Source organism: Streptomyces sp. CNH189, assembly GCF_000527195.1.
In genome coordinates this window covers 153,007-175,778 of the sequence record NZ_AZUS01000002.1, presented here as the reverse complement: position 1 = coordinate 175,778, position 22,772 = coordinate 153,007, and the positions used below count along the sequence as shown (strand labels likewise).

At 70.9% G+C, this 22,772-nt stretch carries 19 protein-coding genes and 1 riboswitch; of the genes, 3 read left to right on the top strand and 16 right to left on the bottom strand.

The features are described from left to right. The first annotated feature begins 221 nt into the window (after window positions 1–221). A riboswitch (cyclic di-AMP (ydaO/yuaA leader) is annotated at window positions 222–393 on the top strand. A gap of 3 nt (window positions 394–396) precedes the next feature. Next, window positions 397–873, top strand: coding sequence for a transglycosylase SLT domain-containing protein (locus tag B100_RS0103660; RefSeq protein ID WP_024883110.1), 477 nt, complete (start codon window positions 397–399; stop codon window positions 871–873). On the opposite strand, the gene B100_RS0103655 is transcribed toward B100_RS0103660, so the two are convergent. Beyond that, the gene (locus B100_RS0103655) at window positions 837–1,709 is read right to left on the bottom strand and encodes a Cof-type HAD-IIB family hydrolase (protein WP_024883109.1); all 873 of its coding nucleotides are present in this window, start codon (window positions 1,707–1,709) and stop codon (window positions 837–839) included. The two genes, B100_RS0103660 and B100_RS0103655, sit on opposite strands and share 37 nt — an antisense overlap. A gap of 314 nt (window positions 1,710–2,023) precedes the next feature. On the opposite strand from B100_RS0103655, the gene fahA reads away from it, so the two are divergent. After that, window positions 2,024–3,238 (top strand): fumarylacetoacetase, encoded by a 1,215-nt coding sequence (fahA, locus tag B100_RS0103650; protein ID WP_024883108.1) that lies wholly within the window; start codon window positions 2,024–2,026, stop codon window positions 3,236–3,238. A gap of 155 nt (window positions 3,239–3,393) precedes the next feature. Further along, a complete protein-coding gene (locus B100_RS0103645; protein ID WP_024883107.1) occupies window positions 3,394–4,335 on the top strand; it encodes a M56 family metallopeptidase in 942 nt (313 codons plus the stop codon). 36 nt (window positions 4,336–4,371) lie between these two features. Here the strand turns inward: B100_RS0103645 and B100_RS36885 are convergent, their stop codons facing one another. From B100_RS36885 to B100_RS0103570, 15 genes are all read right to left on the bottom strand, one after another. After that, window positions 4,372–4,674, bottom strand: a complete 303-nt coding sequence (locus B100_RS36885) for a hypothetical protein (protein ID WP_158686699.1) — start codon at window positions 4,672–4,674, stop codon at window positions 4,372–4,374. A 264-nt stretch (window positions 4,675–4,938) separates the two neighbouring features. After that, window positions 4,939–6,897 (bottom strand): DNA helicase RecQ, encoded by a 1,959-nt coding sequence (gene recQ, locus B100_RS0103635; RefSeq protein WP_024883105.1) that lies wholly within the window; start codon window positions 6,895–6,897, stop codon window positions 4,939–4,941. Window positions 6,898–7,093: 196 nt separating this feature from the next. Next, window positions 7,094–8,746 (bottom strand): NADH-quinone oxidoreductase subunit NuoN, encoded by a 1,653-nt coding sequence (nuoN, locus tag B100_RS0103630; protein ID WP_024883104.1) that lies wholly within the window; start codon window positions 8,744–8,746, stop codon window positions 7,094–7,096. Further along, a complete protein-coding gene (locus B100_RS0103625; RefSeq protein ID WP_024883103.1) occupies window positions 8,743–10,314 on the bottom strand; it encodes an NADH-quinone oxidoreductase subunit M in 1,572 nt (523 codons plus the stop codon). Before B100_RS0103625 ends, nuoN begins: the two co-directional genes overlap by 4 nt. Before the next feature lie 5 nt (window positions 10,315–10,319). Beyond that, on the bottom strand, window positions 10,320–12,284 hold the full coding sequence (gene nuoL / locus B100_RS0103620) for an NADH-quinone oxidoreductase subunit L (protein WP_024883102.1): 1,965 nt from the start codon (window positions 12,282–12,284) through the stop codon (window positions 10,320–10,322). A 14-nt stretch (window positions 12,285–12,298) separates the two neighbouring features. Beyond that, window positions 12,299–12,598, bottom strand: a complete 300-nt coding sequence (gene nuoK, locus B100_RS0103615) for an NADH-quinone oxidoreductase subunit NuoK (RefSeq protein ID WP_004927567.1) — start codon at window positions 12,596–12,598, stop codon at window positions 12,299–12,301. After that, the gene (locus B100_RS0103610; RefSeq protein WP_024883101.1) at window positions 12,595–13,437 is read right to left on the bottom strand and encodes an NADH-quinone oxidoreductase subunit J; all 843 of its coding nucleotides are present in this window, start codon (window positions 13,435–13,437) and stop codon (window positions 12,595–12,597) included. The genes nuoK and B100_RS0103610 overlap by 4 nt, the downstream gene beginning before the upstream one ends. After that, window positions 13,434–14,075, bottom strand: a complete 642-nt coding sequence (gene nuoI / locus B100_RS0103605; protein ID WP_024883100.1) for an NADH-quinone oxidoreductase subunit NuoI — start codon at window positions 14,073–14,075, stop codon at window positions 13,434–13,436. The genes B100_RS0103610 and nuoI overlap by 4 nt, the downstream gene beginning before the upstream one ends. Then, window positions 14,068–15,441 (bottom strand): NADH-quinone oxidoreductase subunit NuoH, encoded by a 1,374-nt coding sequence (gene nuoH, locus B100_RS0103600; RefSeq protein ID WP_024883099.1) that lies wholly within the window; start codon window positions 15,439–15,441, stop codon window positions 14,068–14,070. Before nuoH ends, nuoI begins: the two co-directional genes overlap by 8 nt. Further along, window positions 15,438–17,942 (bottom strand): NADH-quinone oxidoreductase subunit G, encoded by a 2,505-nt coding sequence (locus B100_RS0103595; protein WP_024883098.1) that lies wholly within the window; start codon window positions 17,940–17,942, stop codon window positions 15,438–15,440. The genes nuoH and B100_RS0103595 overlap by 4 nt, the downstream gene beginning before the upstream one ends. Then, window positions 17,939–19,285, bottom strand: a complete 1,347-nt coding sequence (gene nuoF, locus B100_RS0103590) for an NADH-quinone oxidoreductase subunit NuoF (RefSeq protein WP_024883097.1) — start codon at window positions 19,283–19,285, stop codon at window positions 17,939–17,941. Before nuoF ends, B100_RS0103595 begins: the two co-directional genes overlap by 4 nt. Then, window positions 19,285–20,145: an NADH-quinone oxidoreductase subunit NuoE gene (gene nuoE / locus B100_RS0103585; RefSeq protein WP_024883096.1), complete on the bottom strand. Its 861-nt coding sequence runs from the start codon at window positions 20,143–20,145 to the stop codon at window positions 19,285–19,287. The genes nuoF and nuoE overlap by 1 nt, the downstream gene beginning before the upstream one ends. Next, a complete protein-coding gene (locus B100_RS0103580) occupies window positions 20,142–21,461 on the bottom strand; it encodes an NADH-quinone oxidoreductase subunit D (protein WP_024883095.1) in 1,320 nt (439 codons plus the stop codon). Before B100_RS0103580 ends, nuoE begins: the two co-directional genes overlap by 4 nt. After that, entirely contained in the window at window positions 21,458–22,207 is a 750-nt protein-coding gene (locus tag B100_RS0103575) for an NADH-quinone oxidoreductase subunit C (RefSeq protein ID WP_024883094.1), read from the bottom strand. The genes B100_RS0103580 and B100_RS0103575 overlap by 4 nt, the downstream gene beginning before the upstream one ends. Continuing rightward, window positions 22,204–22,758: a NuoB/complex I 20 kDa subunit family protein gene (locus tag B100_RS0103570; RefSeq protein ID WP_006133126.1), complete on the bottom strand. Its 555-nt coding sequence runs from the start codon at window positions 22,756–22,758 to the stop codon at window positions 22,204–22,206. The genes B100_RS0103575 and B100_RS0103570 overlap by 4 nt, the downstream gene beginning before the upstream one ends. Window positions 22,759–22,772 lie beyond the last annotated feature (14 nt).

Here is a 22,772-nt window from a genome sequence, read left to right as displayed (position 1 = left end):
AGTCACGCGTGAGCGCGTCGGCCGACCACCTGTCCGCGACGCCGTCATCCCGCTCCACACAACGGAGTTGACTCTTGACGATCGCAAAGGATCAAGCACGCAAAACCACCCATCCCAAGATCAAACGGCGTCTTGCGTGATCGTCGTACTTGTTCCCGACATGTGCTCTCGCATACGTTCCGGGCCTGCCGGGTGGACGCCTAGTCCTGCCGCCACCCGCATCACATCCGACGACGAACTCACGCACGGCAGGAGCGGGGGACCCAGGTAAGCCGCCGTACCGGACATCGCGCCGGGACGGCTCGGGGTGAAGCCATGCCCGCAGGGGCACGGCCGGGCACTCTCCTCGCCCGAACCCGACAGCTCACCTCGCAGGCGTAGGAGAGGAACCCAGACATGCCCGTCATCGCTTCGTCCCGCCGCCGCCTCGTCCGCTCCCTCGCCGTCGCCGGCACCGGCGTCGCCGTGGTCGCGCTGCCGCTGTTCGGCGCCACCGGCGCCTCCGCCGCGACCACGACCCAGGCCACGACCGCCGCCTCCACGACCGCGTACCCGGAGAACCTCGACGGCTGGATCCGCGAGGCGATGGACGTCATGGCGCAGAACGGCATCCCGGGCTCCTACGACTCCATCCACCGCAACATCATGCGGGAGTCGTCCGGCAACCCGGCCGCCATCAACCTGTGGGACTCCAACGCCGCCATGGGCACCCCGTCGAAGGGCCTGCTGCAGGTCATCGACCCGACCTTCCAGGCGTACCACGTGCCCGGCACGGCCTTCGACCCGTTCGACCCGGTCGCCAACATCGCCGCGGCCTGCAACTACGCCGCCGACCGCTACGGCTCGATCGACAACGTCTTCGGCGCGTACTGAGCCGACCGCTGACGGCCGACCCCGGCCGTCCGCCCGAACAGTCGCTCGAGGACGACGGCCACGCCGTCGTCCTCGTTCGACAGGGTGACCTCGTCGGCCACCGCCTTGAGCTCGGGGTGCGCGTTGGCCATGGCGACGCCGTGGCCCGCCCACCGGAACATGGGGACGTCGTTCGGCATGTCGCCGAAGGCGATCGTGTCCTCGGAACGCAGCCCCAGGTGCTCGGCGGCCAGCGCCAGACCGGTCGCCTTGGTGACCCCGCACGGCTGGAGCTCCACCGTCCCCGGCCCCGACATGGTCACCGTGGCCAGCGAGCCGACCACGGACCGGGCCGCCGCCGCCAACGCGTCGTCCGAGAGCCGCGGGTGGCGCAGCAGGACCTTGCTGATCGGCCGCGCCCACAGGTCGTCGCGCCGCTCCACCGGCACCGACGGAAGCGTCGGGTGCGGCATCCGGTAGCCCGGCTCGATCAGCGTCAGCCCGTCGACCCCGTCCTGGTCGGCCGCGGCGTACACCTCACCCACCTCGGCCTCGATCTTGCCGAGCGCGGTCTCCGCCAGTTCCCGGTCCAGCCGGACCGACCACAGCATCCGGTCCGTCCCGGCGTCGTAGACCTGCGCCCCCTGTCCGCACACCGCGAGTCCCGTGCAGCCGAGGTCGCCGAGCAGTGACCGCACTCTGGGGGCCGGGCGGCCCGTCACCACGAGGTGCCGGACACCGGCGCGCTCCGCCCGCGCGAGGGCGGCGAGGGAGCGGTCGGACAGGGTGTCGTCACCGCGCAGCAGCGTCCCGTCCAGGTCGGTGGCGATGAGAGAACAATCGGTGGGTGCGGCCATGATCAGAGAATACGGACAAGAGGACCGTCCGATTCACCGCGCCCGTATGCCCTCGCTTCGGGTGCTGTTTCCCTTCTTTCGGCGTTCGGTCCGGACCGGTTGAGAACCGTTTCCCCGATGGGTCGGAACACGGTGCGCAGCCTGACGTTCCGGTGTCCCTCGCGCCGGTGCGGACCGGCGGATCCGGGACGGCCGCCCGGCAGGCCCCGGACGTCGCCGAATTAACAGGGGCTCACCCGGACGCGACCCCGTAACGTGTGGCACGGCCACGGACACGTGGCCCACCCGCGCACACGAAAGCGAGGCAGCACCCGATGCCCCCCTTCGATGTCCCCGAGGGCGATCCCTTCGGCCCGCACAACCTGCCGTACGGCGTGTTCTCGCCCCCCGGTTCGGCGGAGCGCACCGTGGGCGTCCGGCTGGGCGACCACGTCCTCGACGCCGGCGCGGCGGCACACGCCCTGGGCTCCCCCTACGCCTCCCTGCTCGCCCGCCCCACCCTCAACCCGCTGCTGGCGGCGGGCCGTACGGCCTGGTCGGACGTGCGTCGCGCGCTTACCGCGTGGGTGACGGTCCCGGCGCACCGGGAGACCGTCGAGCGGTTCCTCCACCCGCTGTCCGAGGTCACCCTGCACCTGCCGTTCGAGGTCGCGGACTACGTCGACTTCTACGCCTCGGAGAACCACGCCCGCAACGTCGGACAGATCTTCCGCCCTGACGCCGCCGACTCCCTGACCCCCAACTGGAAGCACCTGCCGATCGGTTACCACGGCCGCTCCGGCACCGTCGTGGTGTCCGGCACCGACGTCGTACGCCCCTCGGGGCAGCGCAAGGCGCCCACCGACACCGCCCCGGTCTTCGGCCCCTCCGTCCGGCTGGACATCGAGGCCGAGGTCGGCTTCGTCGTCGGTGTGCCGTCCGAGCAGGGCAGCGGCGTGCCGCTCGGCGCCTACCGCGACCACGTGTTCGGCCTCTGCCTGCTCAACGACTGGTCCGCCCGCGACATCCAGGCCTGGGAGTACGTGCCCCTCGGCCCCTTCCTCGGCAAGTCCTTCGCCACCTCGGTGTCGGCGTGGATCACGCCGCTGGACGCCCTGGAGGAGGCCCGCGTCGCCCCGCCCACGCGCACCCACGAGCTGCTGCCCTACCTGGACGACGCGCATGAGGATCCCGGCGGCTACGACCTGCGCATCACCGTGACGATCAATGGCCACGACGTCTCCGAGTGCCCCTTCTCCACCATGTACTGGACGGCCGCCCAGCAGCTCGCCCACATGACGGTGAACGGCGCCTCCCTGCGCACCGGTGACCTCTACGGCTCCGGCACGGTCAGCGGCCCTACCGAGCGGGAGCGCGGTTCGCTGCTGGAGCTGACCTGGAACGGCCGTGACCCGCTCGAACTCCCCGACGGCAAGCGGACGTTCCTGGAGGACGGTGACGTGGTGACGCTGTCCGCCTGGGCGCCCGGCCCGGACGGAGTGCGGGTGGGCCTCGGCGAGGTCACGGGACGGGTGGTCCCCGCGTCCTGACCCCTCCGGCCCTACCGAGGCGCACAACCACGCTGACTCGCACCGCCCTTCGCCGTCATACTTGGCGTCGGGCGGTGCGTCGTTCTCCATGCCGCGCGGCCCGCACCACCGCACGTCCCGAGCCGCTTCTTCCGACAGGATCCGGAGCCCGTGGCATGACGTACTGCCTGCTCCTGCTGAGCGTGGTCGCCGTGACGGCCGCCGTGCCCGTCCCCCGCGCGCTGACCCGGGCGAAGTGGCCGGAACGGGAGCCGGTGGTCGCCCTGTGGGTGTGGCAGTGCCTCGTCGCCACCGTGCTGCTGTGCTGTCTGACCGCCCTGGCGCTGGGCGCCGCGGCCGTCTTCGGCACGGTCCGCGCCCAGCTCTTCGCGCCCGCCCCGCCCGCCGTGACCGCCGCCTACGACCTGTCCGCCGCCTCACCCTGGACGACCCTGCTCACCGTGCTGCTGGCGTCCGGCGCGGCCTGGACCACGGCCATGCTGGGGCGCGAGCTGGTCGAGGCCCGCCGTCGGCGTTCCCGCGCCCGGGAGCACCTGCTCGACCGCGCGCCCGACCTGCCCGCGGGACTCCCCGAGGGGCGGGGCCCCTTGCTGGTGCTGGAGGAGGAGTATCCCGACGCCTGGTGGATGCCGGGCAGCCCGCCCCAGCTGATCGTCACCACCGGCGCCCTGCAGCGCCTCACCGACCACCAGCTGGACGCGGTCCTCACCCATGAGCGCGGCCACGCCCGGGCCCGCCACGACTGGCTGCTGCACCTGTCGACGGCGCTGGCGACGGGTTTCCCGCGCGTCCCGCTGTTCGCCCACTTCTGCGAGCAGACCCATCGTCTGGTCGAGCTGTCCGCCGACGACACGGCCTCCCGCCGCTGCGGCCATCTCACCACCGCGCTCGCGCTGATCGAACTCAACCAGCACCGGGGCGTGCTGTCCTGCGCCTCCAGCCACCGCCTGCTCGGCGAGCGCGTCGACCGCCTCCTGGAGCCGCCGCCCCGCCTGGACCGCCGGCACCGCGCCCTGACGACGGCCGCGGCGGCCCTGGTCCCCTTCGTCCCGCTGCTCATCACGTTCGCGCCGGGCCTGCTGAGCACGTTGCCCTAGGCACAGGAGGACGCTGCCGAGGCCACCGCGTGGAGGTCAGCACTGATAGACCAGTTCGGTGCGGTCGAACCGGGGAACCGCAAGGTCCGCGCGCGGGACCGTCCAGTACATCGCCCCGTCGCCCTCGTCGAAGAGGTCGGCCTGGCCGACCTGCGCCAGGGGTTTCCAGGCGGCTGCCCGCTCCTCCCTGGTGGCGAGGCCGGACTCGTACTCGTCCGGATGCGGGCCCTTGCCGTACTCGGCCCGCCGCCTCTTCCGCGTCTCGATCCGGCGACGACCTCGACCTCCACCTGCTCCTGCTCCTGCTCCTGCTCCTGCTGGGGCTGCGCCACTCCGCACAACTTCAGGTCGCCCCAGCCATCGAGGTTCAGGGGGGACAACTGCCCGGCGAGGGAGCGGAATTCCTTGGCCGCCTCCTTCAGGGCCAGGGCCTCCTCGTGCATCTCCCGGTCCTCGGCGTCCATGTCCGCCGGGTCGCGGTGGAAGGCGTCCGCGTCCATGCTTCACGAGTGGTCATGCCGCACACCCTGGCAGGCGGCACTGACATCCCGTCAGCAGCGGTCGCCCATGTGCCGGATGGGACCCGGCCGGGACCCACCGGCGTCACTCCCACCCGTCAGGCTCCGGCTCCTCCTGCGGCCAGTCGTCGGGGTCGTCCGCCGGGGCGGTGCCGTCGCCGTCGCCTCCCGGCGTGGTCAGTCCGGCCAGCACGGCCACCACCCCTTCCCCGTACGTCGCCCGCTTCTTCTCGCCCACGCCGCTGATCCCGCCCAGCTCCGCCACCGAGGTGGGCCACGCCGTGACGATGTCCCGCAGCGTGGCGTCGTGGAAGATCACGTACGCCGGGACGCCCTGTTCCTTGGCCGTCTCGGCGCGCCAGGCGCGCAGGGCCTCGAAGGCGGGCTGAAGCTCCTCGGGCAGCTCGGCCGCGGCTGCCTTGGCCTTGCGTTCGCCCCGGCTGCCCGCGCCCTTGGCCGACGCAGGCTTCTCGGGCTCCTTGCGCAGCGGCACCTCCCGCTCCCGCCGCAGCACCGCCCCGCTGGCCTCGGTCAGCACCAGCGTGCCGTAGTCGCCCTCGACCGCGAGGAGTCCCTGGGCGAGCAACTGGCGGACCACACCGCGCCATTGCGCCTCACTCAGTTCACCGCCGATCCCGAACACCGAGAGCTGGTCGTGGTCGAACTGGATGACCTTGGCGGAGCGCCGGCCCAGCAGGATGTCCACGATCTGCACGGCACCGAACTTCTGTCGCCGTTCGCGCTGGAGCCGCACGACCGTGGACAGCACCTTCTGCGCCGCCACCGTGCCGTCCCAGGTCTCCGGCGGGACCAGGCAGGTGTCGCAGTTGCCGCAGTTCTCCCCGCCCGGCTCCTGGCCGAAGTAGGCGAGGAGCTGCCCGCGCCGGCACCGCACGCTCTCGCACAGGGCGAGCATGGCGTCCAGGTGCCGGCCGGCCCGCCGCCGGAACGCCTCGTCGCCCTCGCCGGACTGGATCAGCTTGCGCTGCTGGATGACGTCGTTGAGTCCGTAGGCCATCCACGCCGTCGACGGCAGTCCGTCGCGGCCCGCGCGGCCGGTCTCCTGGTAGTAGCCCTCGACCGACTTGGGCAGGTCGAGGTGGGCGACGAAGCGGACGTCCGGCTTGTCGATGCCCATGCCGAAGGCGATGGTCGCCACCACGACCAGCCCCTCCTCGCGCAGGAAGCGCGCCTGGTGCGCGGCGCGCGTCCCCGCGTCGAGACCCGCGTGGTACGGCACCGCCTCGATGCCGTTGCGCGAGAGGAACTCGGCGGTCTTGTCCACCGAGTTGCGTGAGAGGCAGTACACGATGCCCGCGTCCCCCGCGTGCTCCTCGCGCAGGAAGGCCAGCAGCTGCTTGCGCGGGTCGGCCTTGGGCACGATGCGGTACTGGATGTTGGGCCGGTCGAAGCTGGCGACGAAGTGCCGGGCGTCGGGCATGCCCAGCCGCTCGGTGATCTCCCGGTGGGTGGCGTGGGTGGCGGTCGCCGTGAGGGCGATCCGGGGCACGTCCGGCCACCGCTCCCCCAGTACGGACAGCGTGAGGTAGTCCGGCCGGAAGTCGTGGCCCCACTGGGAGACGCAGTGCGCCTCGTCGATGGCGAAGACGGAGATCTTGCCGCGGGAGAGGAGGTCGAGGCTGCTGTCCAGGCGCAGCCGCTCCGGCGCCAGATACAGCAGGTCGAGCTCGCCGGCGAGGAACTCGGCCTCGACCGTCCGCCGCTCGTCGAAGTCCTGCGTGGAGTTCATGAAGCCGGCCCGCACGCCGAGCGCACGCAGCGCGTCCACCTGGTCCTGCATCAGCGCGATCAGCGGGGAGACGACCACGCCCGTGCCGGGCCTGACCAGGGCCGGGATCTGGTAGCAGAGCGACTTGCCGCCGCCGGTCGGCATCAGCACGACCGCGTCGCCGCCCGCGATCACATGGTCGACGACCGCTTCCTGCTCACCGCGGAAGGTCTCGTAGCCGAAGACCCGGTGCAGCGCCGCCAGCGCCCCACTGTCCGTCACTGTCATCCCGGCGACACCGCCCGTCCCGTACATCCCGTACCCCGCGGCCGTCCCTCGACCACTGCCCCCACCTTAGGCGTCCGGACCGACAGTCCCGGAGTTGTCCACAAGGCCGCACGGAACGGCCCGGCCCTGTACGGAACGGCACCCGTCCCGACCGGGAACGACCGCGGCCCGGCCCCCCGCCGAGGGGTACCGGGCCGCGTCCGTCGTCCGGCGGGCGTGCGCCTCAGCGCACGAACACCCCCGCGTCCCCGGCCAGCTCCAGGAAGTACTGCGGTGCCACACCGAGCACCACCGTGACCGCCACGCCGACCCCGATCGCCGTCATCGTCAGCGGCGACGGCACCGCGACGGTCGGGCCCTCGGGGCGCGGCTCGCTGAAGAACATCAGCACGATGACGCGGATGTAGAAGAACGCCGCGACCGCGGACGAGATCACACCGATCACGACCAGCGGGGCCGCCCCGCCCTCCGCCGCCGCCTTGAACACGGCGAACTTGCCGGCGAAGCCCGAGGTCAGCGGGATGCCAGCGAAGGCCAGCAGGAACACCGCGAACACCGCCGCCACCAGTGGGGAGCGCCGGCCCAGGCCCGCCCACTTGGACAGGTGGGTCGCCTCGCCGCCTGCGTCCCGGACCAGCGTGACGACGGCGAAGGCGCCGATCGTCACGAAGGAGTAGGCCGCCAGGTAGAACAGCACCGACGAGATGCCCGACGGCGTGGCCGCGATGACACCCGCGAGGATGAAGCCCGCGTGCGCGATCGAGGAGTAGGCCAGCAGCCGCTTGATGTCGGTCTGGGTGATCGCCACGATCGCGCCGGCCAGCATGGTGACGATGGCGACGCCCCACATGACCGGCCGCCAGTCCCAGCGCAGGCCCGGCAGCACCACGTACAGCAGGCGCAGCAGGGCACCGAACGCCGCGACCTTGGTGGCCGCAGCCATGAAGCCGGTGACCGGTGTGGGGGCGCCCTGGTAGACGTCGGGCGTCCACATGTGGAAGGGCACCGCGCCGACCTTGAACAGCAGGCCCATGACCAGCAGCGCGGCGCCGATCAGCAGCAGCGCGTCGTTGCCCATGGTGTCGGCGAGCGCCGGGGTGATCTCCGGCACCGTGCCGTCGACGACCTGCGCGATCGTCGCGTACGACATGGAGCCCGCGTAGCCGTACAGCAGGGCGATGCCGAACAGCGTGAACGCGGAGGCGAACGCGCCGAGCAGGAAGTACTTGACCGCCGCCTCCTGCGACATCAGCCGCTTGCGGCGGGCCAGCGCGCACAGCAGGTACAGCGGGAGGGAGAGGACCTCCAGGGCCACGAACAGCGTCAGCAGGTCGTTGGCCGCCGGGAAGACCAGCATGCCCGCGACCGCGAAGAGCAGCAGCGGGAACACCTCGGTGGTGGTGAACCCGGCTTTGACGGCCCGCTTCTCGGCATCGCTGCCGGGGACGGCCGCGGCCTGCGCGGCGAAGGAGTCGACGCGGTTGCCGTGCGCCTCCGGGTCGAGCCGGCGTTCGGCGAAGGTGAACAGGCCCACCAGCGCCGTCAGCAGGATGGTGCCCTGCAGGAAGAGCGCCGGTCCGTCGACGGCGATGGCGCCCATCGCCGCGATGCCCGCCTTGGTGGTGGCGTACCCGTCCGCGGCGAGCGCCACCACCGCGGCGAACGCGGCGGCCAGCGCGACCACGGAGACGAACATCTGCGCGTAGTACCGGGACCTGCGCGGCACGAACGCCTCGACCAGCACCCCCACGAGCGCCGCGCCGACGACGATCAGGGTGGGCGCGAGCTGCCCGTACTCGATCTTGGGTGCGTCGATCTTGGCGATCGGATCGGCCGCGGTTGTCCACAGGCTGTGGACGGCTGCTGTTGCGCTCACTTGGCCGCCTCCACCTCGGGCTGGGGGTCCTTCTTCTGTACGTCGGACATGGTGTGCTCCACTGCCGGGTTCACGACGTCCGTGACGGGCTTCGGGTAGACGCCCAGGAACACCAGCAGCACGACCAGCGGCGCCACCACCGCGATCTCCCGGACCCGCAGGTCGGGCATCGCGGCGACCTCCGGCTTCACCGGGCCGGTCATCGTCCGCTGGTACAGGACGAGGGTGTAGAGCGCGGCGAGCACGATGCCGAAGGTGGCGATGATGCCGATCACCGGGTAGCGCGTGAACGTGCCGACCAGGACCAGGAACTCACTGACGAAGGGCGCGAGCCCCGGCAACGAGAGGGTCGCCAGGCCCCCGATCAGGAAGGTGCCGGCGAGCACCGGGGCCACCTTCTGCACACCGCCGAAGTCGGCGATGAGCCGGGAGCCGCGCCGGGAGATCAGGAACCCGGCGATCAGCATCAGCACGGCGGTCGAGATGCCGTGGTTGACCATGTAGAGCGTGGCCCCGGACTGGCCCTGGCTGGTCATCGCGAAGATGCCCATGACGATGAAGCCGAAGTGGGAGATCGAGGCGTAGGCGATCAGCCGCTTGATGTCGCGCTGGCCGACGGCGAGCAGCGCGCCGTAGATGATGCTGATCACCGCCAGCACCAGGATCACCGGCGTCGCCCACTTGCTGGCCTCCGGGAAGAGCTGGAGGCAGAAGCGCAGCATCGCGAAGGTGCCCACCTTGTCGACGACCGCCGTGATCAGCACGGCGACCGGCGCGGTGGACTCCTGCATGGCGTTGGGCAGCCAGGTGTGCAGCGGCCACAGCGGCGCCTTCACCGCGAAGGCGAAGAAGAAGCCGAGGAACAGCCAGCGCTCCGTGCTGGTCGCCATCTCCAGCTCGCCGTTCGCGCGGGCCTGCGCGATCTCGGTGAGGGAGAAGTTCCCGGCGACCACGTACAGCCCGATCACCGCGGCCAGCATGATCAGACCGCCGGCCAGGTTGTAGAGGAGGAACTTCACCGCCGCGTACGACCGTTGGGTCGCCGCCTTCTCCTCGCCGTCCTTGTGCGCACGGTCCCCGAAGCCGCCGATGAGGAAGTACATCGGGATGAGCATGGCTTCGAAGAAGATGTAGAAGAGGAAGACGTCGGTGGCCTCGAAGGAGATGATCACCATCGCCTCGACGGCCAGGATCAGGGCGAAGAAGCCCTGCGTCGGCCGCCACCGCCTGTTGCCGGTCTCCAGCGGGTCGGCGTCGTGCCAGCCCGCCAGCACGATGAACGGGATCAGCAGGGCGGTCAGCGCGATCAGCGCCACCGCGATGCCGTCCACGCCCAGTTCGTAGCGGACGCCGAAGTCGGCGATCCAGGAGTGGGACTCGGTGAGCTGGTAGCGGTCGCCGTCCGGGTCGAAGCGGACCAGGACGGTGATGGCGAGGGCGAGGGTCGCCAGCGAGAACAGCAGGGCCAGCCATTTGGCGGCCGTGCGCTTCGCGGCCGGTACGGCGGCCGTGGCGATCGCCCCGATGGCCGGGAGCGCCGCCGTCGCTGTCAGGAGAGGAAAGGACATCGGTATCAGACCGCCCTCATCAGCAGGGTCGCGGCGACGAGGACCGCCGCGCCGCCGAACATCGAGACCGCGTAGGACCGCGCGAAGCCGTTCTGCAGCCTGCGCATCCGCCCGGACAGGCCGCCCACGGAGGCGGCCGTGCCGTTGACGACGCCGTCGACCAGGGTGTGGTCGACGTACACCAGCGACCGGGTGAGGTGCTCGCCGCCGCGGACCAGGACCACATGGTTGAAGTCGTCCTGGAGCAGGTCGCGGCGGGCGGCCCGGGTGAGCAGCGAACCGCGCGGGGCGACGGCCGGCACCGGGCGCCGTCCGTACTGCGCCCAGGCGATCGCCACGCCGATGACCATGACCGCGACCGTGGACAGCGTCACCGTCAGCGCGCTGACCGGCGGGTGCCCGTGGGCGTGCCCGGTGACCGGCTCCAGCCAGTGCACGAAGCGGTCGCCGATGCTGAAGAACGCGCCGCCCGCGACCGATCCGACGGCCAGCACGATCATCGGGACGGTCATCGACTTCGGTGACTCGTGCGGGTGCGGGGGCTCGTACGTCCCGCGCGTCTCGGCGGCCGGCTCGACGTCCGGGGCGGCCGGGGACGGCGTGGGCGCGTTGCGCCAGCGCTCCTCGCCGAAGAACGTCATCAGCATCACGCGCGTCATGTAGTACGCGGTGATGGCCGCGCCCAGCAGGGCGCAGGCGCCGAGGATCCAGCCCTCGGTGCCGCCCTTGGCGAACGCCGCCTCGATGATCTTGTCCTTGGAGAAGAAACCGGACAGGCCCGGGAAGCCGATGATCGCGAGGTAGCCGAGCCCGAAGGTGACGAACGTGACCGGCATGTACTTCCTGAGGCCGCCGTAGCGGCGCATGTCGACCTCGTCGTTCATGCCGTGCATGACCGAGCCGGCACCGAGGAAGAGGCCGGCCTTGAAGAAGCCGTGCGTCACCAGGTGCATGATCGCGAAGACGTAACCGATCGGGCCGAGGCCCGCGGCCAGCACCATGTAGCCGATCTGCGACATGGTCGAGCCGGCCAGCGCCTTCTTGATGTCGTCCTTGGCGCAACCGACGATCGCACCGAACAGCAGCGTGACCGCGCCGACGATGGTGACCACCAGCTGGGCGTCCGGGGCGCCGTTGAAGACGGCCGCCGAGCGGACGATCAGGTAGACGCCCGCCGTGACCATGGTCGCGGCGTGGATGAGGGCCGAGACGGGGGTCGGGCCCTCCATCGCGTCGCCGAGCCAGGACTGCAGCGGCACCTGGGCGGACTTGCCGCACGCGGCGAGCAGCAGCATCAGGGCGATCGCGGTCAGCTTGCCCTCGCCCGCCTCACCGGCGAGAGCGGCCTCCCCGTGGCCGCCGAGCACCGGTCCGAAGGCGAAGGTGCCGAACCACAGGAACATCAGCATGATCGCGATCGACAGGCCCATGTCGCCGACGCGGTTGACCAGGAAGGCCTTCTTCGCGGCCGTGGCCGCGCTGGGCTTGTGCTGCCAGAAACCGATCAGCAGGTACGAGGCGAGACCGACGCCCTCCCAGCCGACGTACAGCAGCAGGTAGTTGTCGGCGAGGACCAGGATCAGCATCGCCGCGAGGAAGAGGTTCAGGTAGCCGAAGAAGCGGCGGCGCCGCTCGTCGTGCTCCATGTACCCGACGGAGTAGAGGTGGATCAGCGAGCCGACGCCCGTGATCAGCAGCACGAACGTCATCGACAGCTGGTCGAGCCGGAAGGCGACGTCCGCCTGGAAGCCCTCCACCGGGATCCAGCTGAACAGGTGCTGCGTGACGGTGCGTTCCTCGGCGCCCTTGCCCAGCAGGTCGCTGAAGAGCACCAGGCCGAGGGCGAACGAGACGGCGGCCAGTGCCGTGCCGATCCAGTGGCCGACGGCGTCCAGCCGGCGTCCGCCGCACAGCAGGACCGCCGCTCCGAGCAGAGGCGCCGCCACCAGCAGCGCAATCAGGTTCTCCACGATTCAGCAGCCCCTCACAGCTTCATCAGGCTGGCGTCGTCGACCGAGGCCGAGTGGCGGGAACGGAACAGGGACACGATGATCGCCAGCCCCACCACGACCTCCGCGGCGGCGACGACCATCGTGAAGAACGCGATGATCTGGCCGTCGAGGTTGCCGTGCATGCGGGAGAAGGCGACGAACGCGAGGTTGCAGGCGTTGAGCATCAGCTCGACGCACATGAACACGACGATCGCGTTGCGCCGGATCAGCACACCGGTGGCGCCGATGGTGAACAGCAGCGCCGCCAGGTACAGGTAGTTGACGGGATTCACTTCGACGCCTCCTCGGCCCGCTTGAAGTTCGGCGGATCGATCGCCCGGCGCTCCAGGCGCTCCTCCGCGCGCTGCTCCATCGCCCGCAGGTCGTTGATCGCCTCCTGCGACACGTCACGGACCTGACCGCGGTCCCGCAGCGTCTGGCTGACGGTGAGGTCCGAGGGGGTGCCGTCGGGCAGCAGGCCCGCGATGTCCACCGCGTTGTGCCGGGCGTAGACGCCGGGCGCGGGCAGCGGCGGCAGGTACGTGCCCTCGCGGACGCGCTGCTCGGCCATCTCCCGCTGGGTCCTGGCACGCTCGGTGCGCTCCCGGTGGGTGAGCACCATGGCGCCGACGGCGGCCGTGATGAGCAGGGCGCCGGTGATCTCGAAGGCGAACACGTACTTGGTGAACAGCAGGGAGGCGAGCCCCTGCACGTTCCCGCCGGCGTTGGCCTCGCCGATGCCGTTGAACTCGTTCAGCGAGGCGTTGCCGATGCCGCCCACCAGCAGGACGCCGAAGCCGAGGCCGCACAGCAGGGCCAGCCAGCGCTGGCCCTTGATGGTCTCCTTCAGGGAGTCCGCCGCCGTGACGCCGACCAGCATCACCACGAACAGGAACAGCATCATGATCGCGCCGGTGTAGACGACGATCTGCACGACGCCCAGGAAGTAGGCGCCGTTGGCCAGGTAGAACACGGCCAGGATGATCATGGTGCCGGCCAGGCAGAGCGCGCTGTGCACCGCCCGCCGCATGAAGACGGTGCACAGGGCGCCGATCACGGCGACGGTGCCCAGCACCCAGAACTGGAAGGCCTCTCCGGTCGAGGTGGAGTAGGCGGCGAGCTGCCCGGTCATCGCCCGATCACCTTCTCCGACGCGGGCTCCTCGGGGCCGAAGGTCGAGTCGGCCTCCTGCACCACCTCGCCCTTGGAGTGGGCGACCTGGGGCTCCGTACCGGGCGCGGCCTCGGTCACCAGGCCCCGGTAGTAGTCCTGTTCGTCGGTGCCCGGGTACATGGCGTGCGGGGAGTCGACCATGCCCTCCTCCAGGCCCGCGAGCAGCTGCTCCTTGGTGTAGATGAGGTTGGCGCGGCTGGAGTCGGCCAGCTCGAACTCGTTGGTCATCGTCAGCGCGCGCGTGGGGCACGCCTCGATGCACAGGCCGCACAGGATGCAGCGGGCGTAGTTGATCTGGTAGACGCGGCCGTACCGCTCGCCCGGCGAGTAGCGCTCCTCCTCGGTGTTGTCCGCGCCCTCCACGTAGATCGCGTCGGCGGGACAGGCCCAGGCGCACAGCTCGCAGCCGACGCACTTCTCCAGGCCGTCCGGATGGCGGTTGAGCTGGTGCCGTCCGTGGAAGCGCGGAGCGGTGGTCTTCTGCTGCTCCGGGTACTGCTCGGTGAGCCGCTTCTTGAACATGGCCTTGAAGGTCACGCCGAAGCCTGCCACCGGGTTCATGAAACCGGGCTTGGTGTCCTTCGGTTCCTCAGCCATCGGACGCCTCCTTTCCATCCGTCGATCCGCCCTGGGATTCGTCACTGTGAGTATCGGGTCCGCCACTGACAACGAGCTCCCGCTCCCGGCGCGGACGGCGTCGCGGCACCGGCGGCAGCTCCTGCCCGGGCAGCGGCGGCACGGGGAACCCGCCCGCCGTCGGGTCGAAGGGAGGCTGGTCGACGGGCTCCCCGGTGTCCTGGCCCCTGCCGCGGAACATGTCGGCGACGAAGGAGAGCAGCAGCAGGACGAGGACGGCGCCGGCGATGTAGAGCGCGATGTCGGCGAAGTCGTAGTTCTCGTTGCGCAGCGCCCGCACGGTGGCGACCGCCATCAGCCACACCAGGGAGACCGGGATGAGGACCTTCCAGCCGAGCTTCATCAGCTGGTCGTAGCGGACGCGCGGGAGCGTGCCGCGCAGCCAGACGAAGCCGAACAGCAGGGTCAGCAGCTTGCCGGTGAACCAGAGCATCGGCCACCAGCCGTGGTTGGCGCCCTCCCAGAAGGTGCTGACCGGCCAGGGGGCCCGCCAGCCGCCCAGGAAGAGGGTCACCGCGACCGCCGAGACGGTCACCATGTTGATGTACTCGGCGAGCATGAACATCGCGAACTTGATCGACGAGTACTCGGTGTTGAAGCCGCCGACCAGGTCGCCCTCGGACTCCGGCATGTCGAACGGGGCGCGGTTGGTCTCACCGACCATCGTCACGATGTAGATCAGGAACGACACCGGCAGCAGCAGCACGTACCAGCGGTCGGCCTGCGCCTCGACGATCGTCGACGTCGACATCGACCCCGAGTAGAGGAAGACGGAGGCGAACGCGGCGCCCATGGCGATCTCGTAGGAGATCATCTGCGCGCAGGAGCGCAGGCCGCCGAGGAGCGGGTAGGTGGAGCCGGAGCTCCAGCCCGCCAGGACGATGCCGTAGATGCCGACCGAGGCGACCGCGAGGATGTAGAGCGCCGCGATCGGCAGGTCGGTGAGCTGCATCGTGGTGCGCTGGCCGAAGATCGAGATCTCGTTGCCGGCCGGGCCGAAGGGGATCACCGCGAACGCCATGAAGGCCGGGATCGCGGCGACGATCGGCGCGAGGACGTAGACCGCCTTGTCCGCGCGCTTGACGATGACGTCTTCCTTCAGCATCAGCTTCACGCCGTCGGCGAGCGACTGGAGCATGCCCCAGGGGCCGTGCCGGTTGGGGCCGACGCGCAGCTGCATCCAGGCGACGACCTTGCGCTCCATGACGATGGAGAGCAGCACGGTCACCATCAGGAAGGCGAAGCAGAACACCGCCTTGACGAGGATCAGCCACCAGGGATCGCGGCCGAACATCGAGAGGTCTTCAGCGGCGAGGTACGGGCTCATGCCTCCACCTCCTGGGGAGCCTCACCGGCGACGGTCGCCGGGCCGATGCGGACGAGCGAGCCGGGAAGTGCCCCGGTGCCGGAGGCGACCCCGCCGTCCGTGGAGTTGAGCGGGAGCCAGACCACCCGGTCGGGCATCTCGGTGACGGACAGGGTCAGTTCGAGGGTCCCGGCGGTGCCGGTCACCGCGAGCGTGTCGCCGTCCTTGACGCCGACCTCGGCGGCCGTGGCGGCCGACAGCCGGGCGTGGGCGGCGTGCCGGGTGCCGGCCAGTGCCTCGTCGCCCTGCTGGAGCACGCCCAGGTCGAGCAGGAGCCGGTGACCGGCGAGCACCGCCTCGCCCGCGGCCGGCCGGGGCAGGGCGCCCGCGGTCTCCACCGGGTCGGCGGCGCGCGGGCCGTCCCACACGCCGAGCCGGTCGATCTCCGAGCGGACCGTGCGCAGGTCCGGCAGGCCCAGGTGGACGTCCATGGCGTCCGCGAGCATCTGCAGCACGCGCGCGTCGGTGGGCGGGAGCCGCCGGGTCATCTGGTCGGGCTTGAGCGCCGCCTCGAACAGCCGCACCCTGCCCTCCCAGTTGAGGAAGGTGCCTGCCTTCTCGGCGACCGCGGCCACCGGCAGGACCACGTCGGCGAGTTCGGTGACCTCACCGGGCCGCAGCTCCAGGGAGACCACGAACCCGGCCTCGGCGAGCGCGGCACGCGCGCGGGCCGGGTCGGGCAGGTCGGTGACCTCCACGCCCGCCACCAGCAGCGCCTGCAGCTCGCCGCGGGCGGCCGCCTCGACGATCTGGGCGGTGTCCCGGCCGTAGCGGTGCGGCAGTTCGGAGACGCCCCAGAGGGCCGCCACCTCCTCCCGCGCACGCGGGTCGGTCGCCGGGCGCCCGCCCGGGAGCAGCGACGGCAGCGCGCCCGCCTCGATCGCGCCCCGCTCCCCGGCCCGGCGCGGGATCCACACCAGCCGGGCACCGGTCGCGGTGGCGAACCGCACGGCCGCGGTCAGCCCGCCGCGTACGGCGGCCAGCCGCTCGCCGACGACGACGACCGCGCCCTCGGCGCGCAGCGCCTCGGCGGCCACGGCCCCGTCGCCCTCCAGGCCGACGCCGCTCGCCAGCGCGTCCAGCCACTCGGTCTCGGTGCCGGGGGCCGCCGGCAGCAGCGTGCCGCCGGCCTTGGTCAGACCGCGCGTGGCGTGCGTGGCCAGGGCGAAGCTGCGCTGCCCGTGTCCGCGCCATGCCTTGCGCAGCCGCAGGAAGACGCCCGGTGCCTCCTCCTCGGACTCGAACCCGACCAGCAGGACGGCCGGGGCCTTCTCCAGGGAGGTGTAGGTGACGCCGCTGCCGTCCAGGTCGCGGCCCCGTCCCGCGACGCGCGCGGCGAGGAAGTCGGCCTCCTCGGGGCTGTGGGCGCGCGCCCGGAAGTCGATGTCGTTGGTGGCGAGCGCGACCCGGGCGAACTTGCTGTACGCGTAGGCGTCCTCGACGGTCAGCCGGCCGCCGGTCAGCACGCCCGTGCGGCCCCGGGAGGCCAGCAGGCCCTGTGCCGCGATCTGCAGCGCGTCCGGCCAGGACGCCGGCTCCAGGTCACCCTCCGCGTTGCGCACCAGCGGGGTGCCGAGACGGTCCCGCTGCTGGGCGTACCGGAACGCGAAGCGGCCCTTGTCGCAGATCCACTCCTCGTTGACCTCGGGGTCGTCGGCGGCGAGCCGCCGCATGACCTTGCCGCGCCGGTGGTCGGTGCGGGTGGCGCAGCCGCCCGAGCAGTGCTCGCACACCGACGGCGAGGAGATCAGGTCGAACGGGCGGGAGCGGAACCGGTAGGCGGCCGAGGTGAGCGCGCCGACCGGGCAGATCTGGATGGTGTTGCCGGAGAAGTACGACTCGAAGGGGTCGCCCTCGCCGGTGCCGACCTGCTGCAGCGCGCCCCGCTCGACCAGCTCGATCATCGGGTCGCCGGCGATCTGGTGGGAGAACCGGGTGCAGCGGGCGCACAGCACGCACCGCTCACGGTCCAGCAGCACCTGCGTGGAGATCGCGACGGGCTTCTCGTAGGTGCGCTTCTTGCCCTCGAAGCGGGACTCGGCGTTGCCGTGCGACATCGCCTGGTTCTGCAGCGGGCACTCGCCGCCCTTGTCGCAGACGGGGCAGTCCAGCGGGTGGTTGATGAGCAGCAGCTCCATCACACCCTTCTGGGCCTTCTCCGCGACCGGGGAGGAGAGCTGCGTCTTCACCACCATCCCGTCGGTGCAGGTGATGGTGCAGGACGCCATGGGCTTGCGCTGGCCCTCGACCTCCACGATGCACTGGCGGCAGGCGCCGGCCGGCGCGAGCAGCGGGTGGTCGCAGAACCGGGGGATCTCGATGCCGAGCTGCTCGGCGGCCCGGATGACCAGGGTGCCCTTGGGCACGCTGATCTCGGCGCCGTCGATGGTCAGCGTCACGAGGTCCTCGGGCGGGACCGCCGCCTGACCCCCGCCGGAGGGAGCGTTGGTGGTCACAGTCATGCGTGCACCTCCGTACGGTCGGCCCAGACCGTCGACGCGGCCGGGTCGAAGGGGCAGCCACGGCCCGTGATGTGCTGCTCGTACTCCTCGCGGAAGTACTTGAGCGAGGAGAAGATCGGCGAGGCGGCGCCGTCGCCGAGGGCGCAGAAGGACTTGCCGTTGATGTTGTCGGCGATGTCGTTCAGCTTGTCGAGGTCGGACATCTGTCCCTTGCCGGCCTCGATGTCGCGCAACAGCTGGACCAGCCAGTACGTGCCCTCGCGGCAGGGGGTGCACTTGCCGCAGGACTCGTGGGCGTAGAACTCGGTCCATCGGGTGACGGCGCGGACCACGCAGGTGGTCTCGTCGAAGCACTGCAGCGCCTTGGTGCCGAGCATGGAGCCCGCGGCACCGACCCCCTCGTAGTCGAGGGGTACGTCGAGGTGCTCGTCGGTGAACATCGGGGTGGACGAGCCGCCCGGTGTCCAGAACTTCAGCCGGTGGCCCGGCCGCATCCCGCCGCTCATGTCGAGCAGCTGGCGCAGGGTGATGCCGAGGGGCGCCTCGTACTGGCCGGGGCTCGCGACGTGGCCGCTGAGCGAGTAGAGCGTGAAGCCCGGGGACTTCTCGCTGCCCATCGAGCGGAACCACTCCTTGCCCCGGTTCATGATGGCGGGAACCGACGCGATGGACTCCACGTTGTTCACCACGGTGGGGCACGCGTAGAGGCCCGCGACGGCGGGGAAGGGCGGACGCAGGCGGGGCTGGCCCCGGCGGCCCTCCAGGGAGTCGAGCAGCGCGGTCTCCTCACCGCAGATGTACGCGCCCGCGCCCGCGTGTACGGTCAGCTCGAGGTCGAGTCCGCTGCCCAGGATGTTCTCGCCGAGAAAGCCGGCCTCCTTCGCCTCGCGCACGGCCTCGTGCAGCCGCCGCAGGACGGGGACGACCTCACCGCGCAGGTAGACGAAGGCGTGCGACGACCTGATGGCGTGGCAGGCGATGACGATGCCCTCGATGAGGCTGTGCGGGTTGGCGAAGAGCAGCGGGATGTCCTTGCAGGTCCCGGGCTCGGACTCGTCGGCGTTGACGACGAGGTAGTGGGGCTTGCCGTCGCCCTGCGGGATGAACTGCCACTTCATGCCCGTGGGGAAGCCGGCGCCGCCGCGTCCGCGCAGTCCGGACTCCTTGACGTACGCGATGACGTCGTCCGGTGACATGGCGAGCGCCTTGCGCAGCCCCTCGTACCCGTCGTGCCGCCGGTAGACGTCGAGCGTCCAGGACTTGTCCTCGTCCCAGAAGGCCGACAGCACCGGTGAGAGCAGCTTCTCCGGGCTGGTGTCCTTGAGTTCGGGTGCCAAGGTCATCACTCCCCCTCCTCGGCGACGGGTCCGGCCGGGTGGGACGCATCGGAGGCCGACGTGTCCTGCGGCGCGTCGTGCGAGCTGAGGTGCTCGGTGGGCGACGGCTCGTGCGGCGGGGTGTCCTGCGGCGCCTCGCCGCGCGGGTGCACCACGCGCGCGGGGGCGGCCTCGCCCTTGGCCAGCTTCAGGCCGATCAGGGAGGCGGGGCCCGCGCTGCCGGTGGCCTCGACGGCCCCTTCCCGCTCGTCGGGGAAGCCGGCCAGGATGCGGGCGGTCTCCTTGAAGGTGCACAGGGGCGCGCCGCGGGTGGGCGCGACCGGGCGGCCGGCGCGCAGGTCGTCGACCATGCGCTTGGCGCTCTCGGGGGTCTGGTTGTCGAAGAACTCCCAGTTGACCATCACGACGGGCGCGTAGTCGCAGGCCGCGTTGCACTCGATGTGCTCCAGGGTGACCTTGCCGTCGCCGGTGGTCTCGCCGTTGCCGACGCCCAGGTGCTCCTGGAGCTCCTCGAAGATCGCGTCGCCGCCCATGACCGCGCACAGGGTGTTGGTGCACACCCCGACCTGGTAGTCGCCGCTCGGCCGGCGTCGGTACATGGTGTAGAAGGTGGCGACCGCGGTCACCTCGGCGGTGGTCAGGTCCAGCATGTCCGCGCAGAACCGCATGCCGGTGCGCGTGACATGGCCCTCCTCCGCCTGCACCAGGTGCAGCATCGGCAGGAGGGCGGACCGGGAGTCCGGGTAGCGGGCGACGATCGCGCGCGCGTCGGTCTCCAGCCGGGCCCGGACGTCGTCCGGGTAGGCGGGTGCGGGCAGTTCCGGCATGCCCAGGCTGACGCCCCGCTCGGAAGAAGAGGTGGTCACCGGTCGACGCCTCCCATCACGGGGTCGATGGACGCGACGGCGACGATGACGTCGGCGACCTGGCCGCCCTCGCACATCGCCGCCATGGCCTGCAGGTTGGTGAAGGACGGGTCGCGGAAGTGGACCCGGTAGGGGCGGGTGCCGCCGTCGGAGACGACGTGCACGCCGAGTTCGCCCTTGGGCGACTCCACGGCCGCGTACGCCTGGCCCGGCGGGACCCGGAAGCCCTCGGTGACCAGCTTGAAGTGGTGGATCAGGGCCTCCATGGAGGTGCCCATGATCTGCTTGATGTGGTCGAGGGAGTTGCCGAGTCCGTCGGGTCCCAGGGCGAGCTGGGCGGGCCAGGCGATCTTCTTGTCCTCGACCATGACCGGTCCGGGCTGGAGCCGGTCCAGGCACTGCTCGACGATGCGCAGCGACTGGCGCATCTCCTCCAGCCGGATCAGGAAGCGGCCGTAGGAGTCGCAGGTGTCGGCGGTCGGGACGTCGAAGTCGTACGTCTCGTAGCCGCAGTACGGCTGCGCCTTGCGCAGGTCGTGCGGCAGGCCGGTGGAGCGCAGCACCGGGCCGGTGGCGCCGAGGGCCATGCAGCCGGCCAGGTCCAGGTACCCCACGTCCTGCATGCGGGCCTTGAAGATGGGGTTCCCGGTGGCGAGCTTGTCGTACTCCGAGAGGTTCTTCCGCATCTTCTTGACGAACTCGCGGATCTGGTCGACCGCGCCGGGCGGCAGGTCCTGGGCGAGGCCGCCGGGACGGACGTACGCGTGGTTCATCCGCAGGCCGGTGATCAGCTCGAAGATGTCGAGGATGAGTTCACGGTCACGGAATCCGTAGATCATGATCGTGGTGGCGCCGAGCTCCATGCCGCCGGTGGCGATGCACACCAGGTGGGAGGAGAGCCGGTTCAGCTCCATCAGGAGCACCCGGATGATCGTGGCGCGGTCGGGCACCTGGTCCTCGATGCCGAGCAGCTTCTCGACCGCGAGGCAGTACGCCGTCTCGTTGAAGAACGGCGTCAGGTAGTCCATGCGCGTCACGAACGTGGTGCCCTGGGTCCACGTCCGGTACTCGAGGTTCTTCTCGATGCCGGTGTGGAGGTAGCCGATGCCGCAGCGGGCCTCGGTGACGGTCTCACCGTCGATCTCCAGGATCAGCCGGAGCACTCCGTGGGTGGACGGGTGCTGCGGACCCATGTTGACGACGATGCGTTCGTCGTCGGTGCGGGCCGCTGTCTCGACGACCTCGTCCCAGTCGCCGCCGGTGACGGTGTAGACGGTGCCCTCGGTGGTCTCGCGAGGGGTTGCGTGCGTGCTCACGAGTACGACCTCCGCTGGTCCGGAGCCGGGATCTGGGCGCCCTTGTACTCGACGGGGATGCCGCCGAGGGGGTAGTCCTTGCGCTGCGGGTGGCCCTGCCAGTCGTCCGGCATCATGATCCGGGTCAGGGCCGGGTGGCCGTCGAAGACGATGCCGAAGAAGTCGTACGTCTCGCGCTCGTGCCAGTCGTTCGTCGGATAGACGGAGAACAGCGACGGGATGTGCGGGTCGCTGTCCGGCACGCTCACCTCCAGGCGGATCACCCGGTTGTGGGTGATCGAGCGCAGGTGGTAGACGGCGTGCAGCTCGCGCCCTTTGTCGTCCGGGTAGTGCACGCCGCTGACGCCGGTGCACAGTTCGAAGCGCAGGGCGGGGTCGTCGCGCAACGTCTTCGCCACCCGCACGAGGTGCTCCCGCTCGATGTGGAAGGTGATCTCGTCGCGGTCGACGACCGTCCTCTCGATGGCGTTCTCCGGGAGCAGGTCCTGCTCCTCCAGCGCCCCTTCCAGCTCGTCGGCGACCTCGTCGAACCAGCCGCCGTAGGGGCGGGCCGCCGGTCCCGGGAGCCGGACCGAGCGGACCAGGCCGCCGTAACCGGAGGTGTCGCCGCCGTTGTTGGCGCCGAACATGCCGCGCTGGACGCGGATCTGCTCGCCGCCCTCACCGCGCTGGCCGGGGAGGTTCTCGGCGGAGAGTTCCTTCTCGGGGTTCACGTCGTCACCCGCGGTGTTGTTCGCGTCGCTCATCGCAGCAGCCCCTTCATCTCGATCGTGGGCAGGGCCTTGAGCGCCGCCTCCTCCGCCTCGCGGGCCGCCTCCTCGGCGTTCACGCCGAGCTTGGAGCTCTGGATCTTCTGGTGGAGCTTGAGGATGGCGTCCATCAGCATCTCGGGGCGGGGCGGACAGCCGGGCAGGTAGATGTCGACCGGGACGACGTGGTCGACGCCCTGGACGATCGCGTAGTTGTTGAACATGCCGCCCGAGGAGGCGCAGACCCCCATGGAGATCACCCACTTGGGGTTCGGCATCTGGTCGTAGACCTGCCGGAGCACCGGCGCCATCTTCTGGCTGACCCGCCCGGCGACGATCATGAGGTCCGCCTGCCGCGGCGAGCCGCGGAAGACCTCCATGCCGAAGCGCGCCAGGTCGTAGCGGCCCGCGCCGGTGGTCATCATCTCGATGGCACAGCAGGCGAGGCCGAACGTGGCGGGGAAGACGGACGACTTGCGCACCCAGCCCGCGGCCTGCTCGACGGTGGTCAGCAGGAATCCGCTCGGCAGCTTTTCTTCGAGTCCCATGACTTAGTGGCCCC

What these genes read in the sequence shown, in the direction of transcription:
- B100_RS0103660 (WP_024883110.1), top strand. Translation starts at nt 397, where the DNA reads ATGCCCGTCATCGCTTCGTCCCGCCGCCGCCTCGTCCGCTCCCTCGCC.
- B100_RS0103655 (WP_024883109.1), bottom strand. Translation starts at nt 1,709, where the DNA reads ATGGCCGCACCCACCGATTGTTCTCTCATCGCCACCGACCTGGACGGG.
- fahA (WP_024883108.1), top strand. Translation starts at nt 2,024, where the DNA reads ATGCCCCCCTTCGATGTCCCCGAGGGCGATCCCTTCGGCCCGCACAAC.
- B100_RS0103645 (WP_024883107.1), top strand. Translation starts at nt 3,394, where the DNA reads ATGACGTACTGCCTGCTCCTGCTGAGCGTGGTCGCCGTGACGGCCGCC.
- recQ (WP_024883105.1), bottom strand. Translation starts at nt 6,897, where the DNA reads ATGTACGGGACGGGCGGTGTCGCCGGGATGACAGTGACGGACAGTGGG.
- B100_RS0103625 (WP_024883103.1), bottom strand. Translation starts at nt 10,314, where the DNA reads ATGTCCTTTCCTCTCCTGACAGCGACGGCGGCGCTCCCGGCCATCGGG.
- B100_RS0103610 (WP_024883101.1), bottom strand. Translation starts at nt 13,437, where the DNA reads ATGACCGGGCAGCTCGCCGCCTACTCCACCTCGACCGGAGAGGCCTTC.
- nuoI (WP_024883100.1), bottom strand. Translation starts at nt 14,075, where the DNA reads ATGGCTGAGGAACCGAAGGACACCAAGCCCGGTTTCATGAACCCGGTG.
- nuoH (WP_024883099.1), bottom strand. Translation starts at nt 15,441, where the DNA reads ATGAGCCCGTACCTCGCCGCTGAAGACCTCTCGATGTTCGGCCGCGAT.
- B100_RS0103595 (WP_024883098.1), bottom strand. Translation starts at nt 17,942, where the DNA reads ATGACTGTGACCACCAACGCTCCCTCCGGCGGGGGTCAGGCGGCGGTC.
- nuoF (WP_024883097.1), bottom strand. Translation starts at nt 19,285, where the DNA reads ATGACCTTGGCACCCGAACTCAAGGACACCAGCCCGGAGAAGCTGCTC.
- B100_RS0103575 (WP_024883094.1), bottom strand. Translation starts at nt 22,207, where the DNA reads ATGAGCGACGCGAACAACACCGCGGGTGACGACGTGAACCCCGAGAAG.
- B100_RS0103570 (WP_006133126.1), bottom strand. Translation starts at nt 22,758, where the DNA reads ATGGGACTCGAAGAAAAGCTGCCGAGCGGATTCCTGCTGACCACCGTC.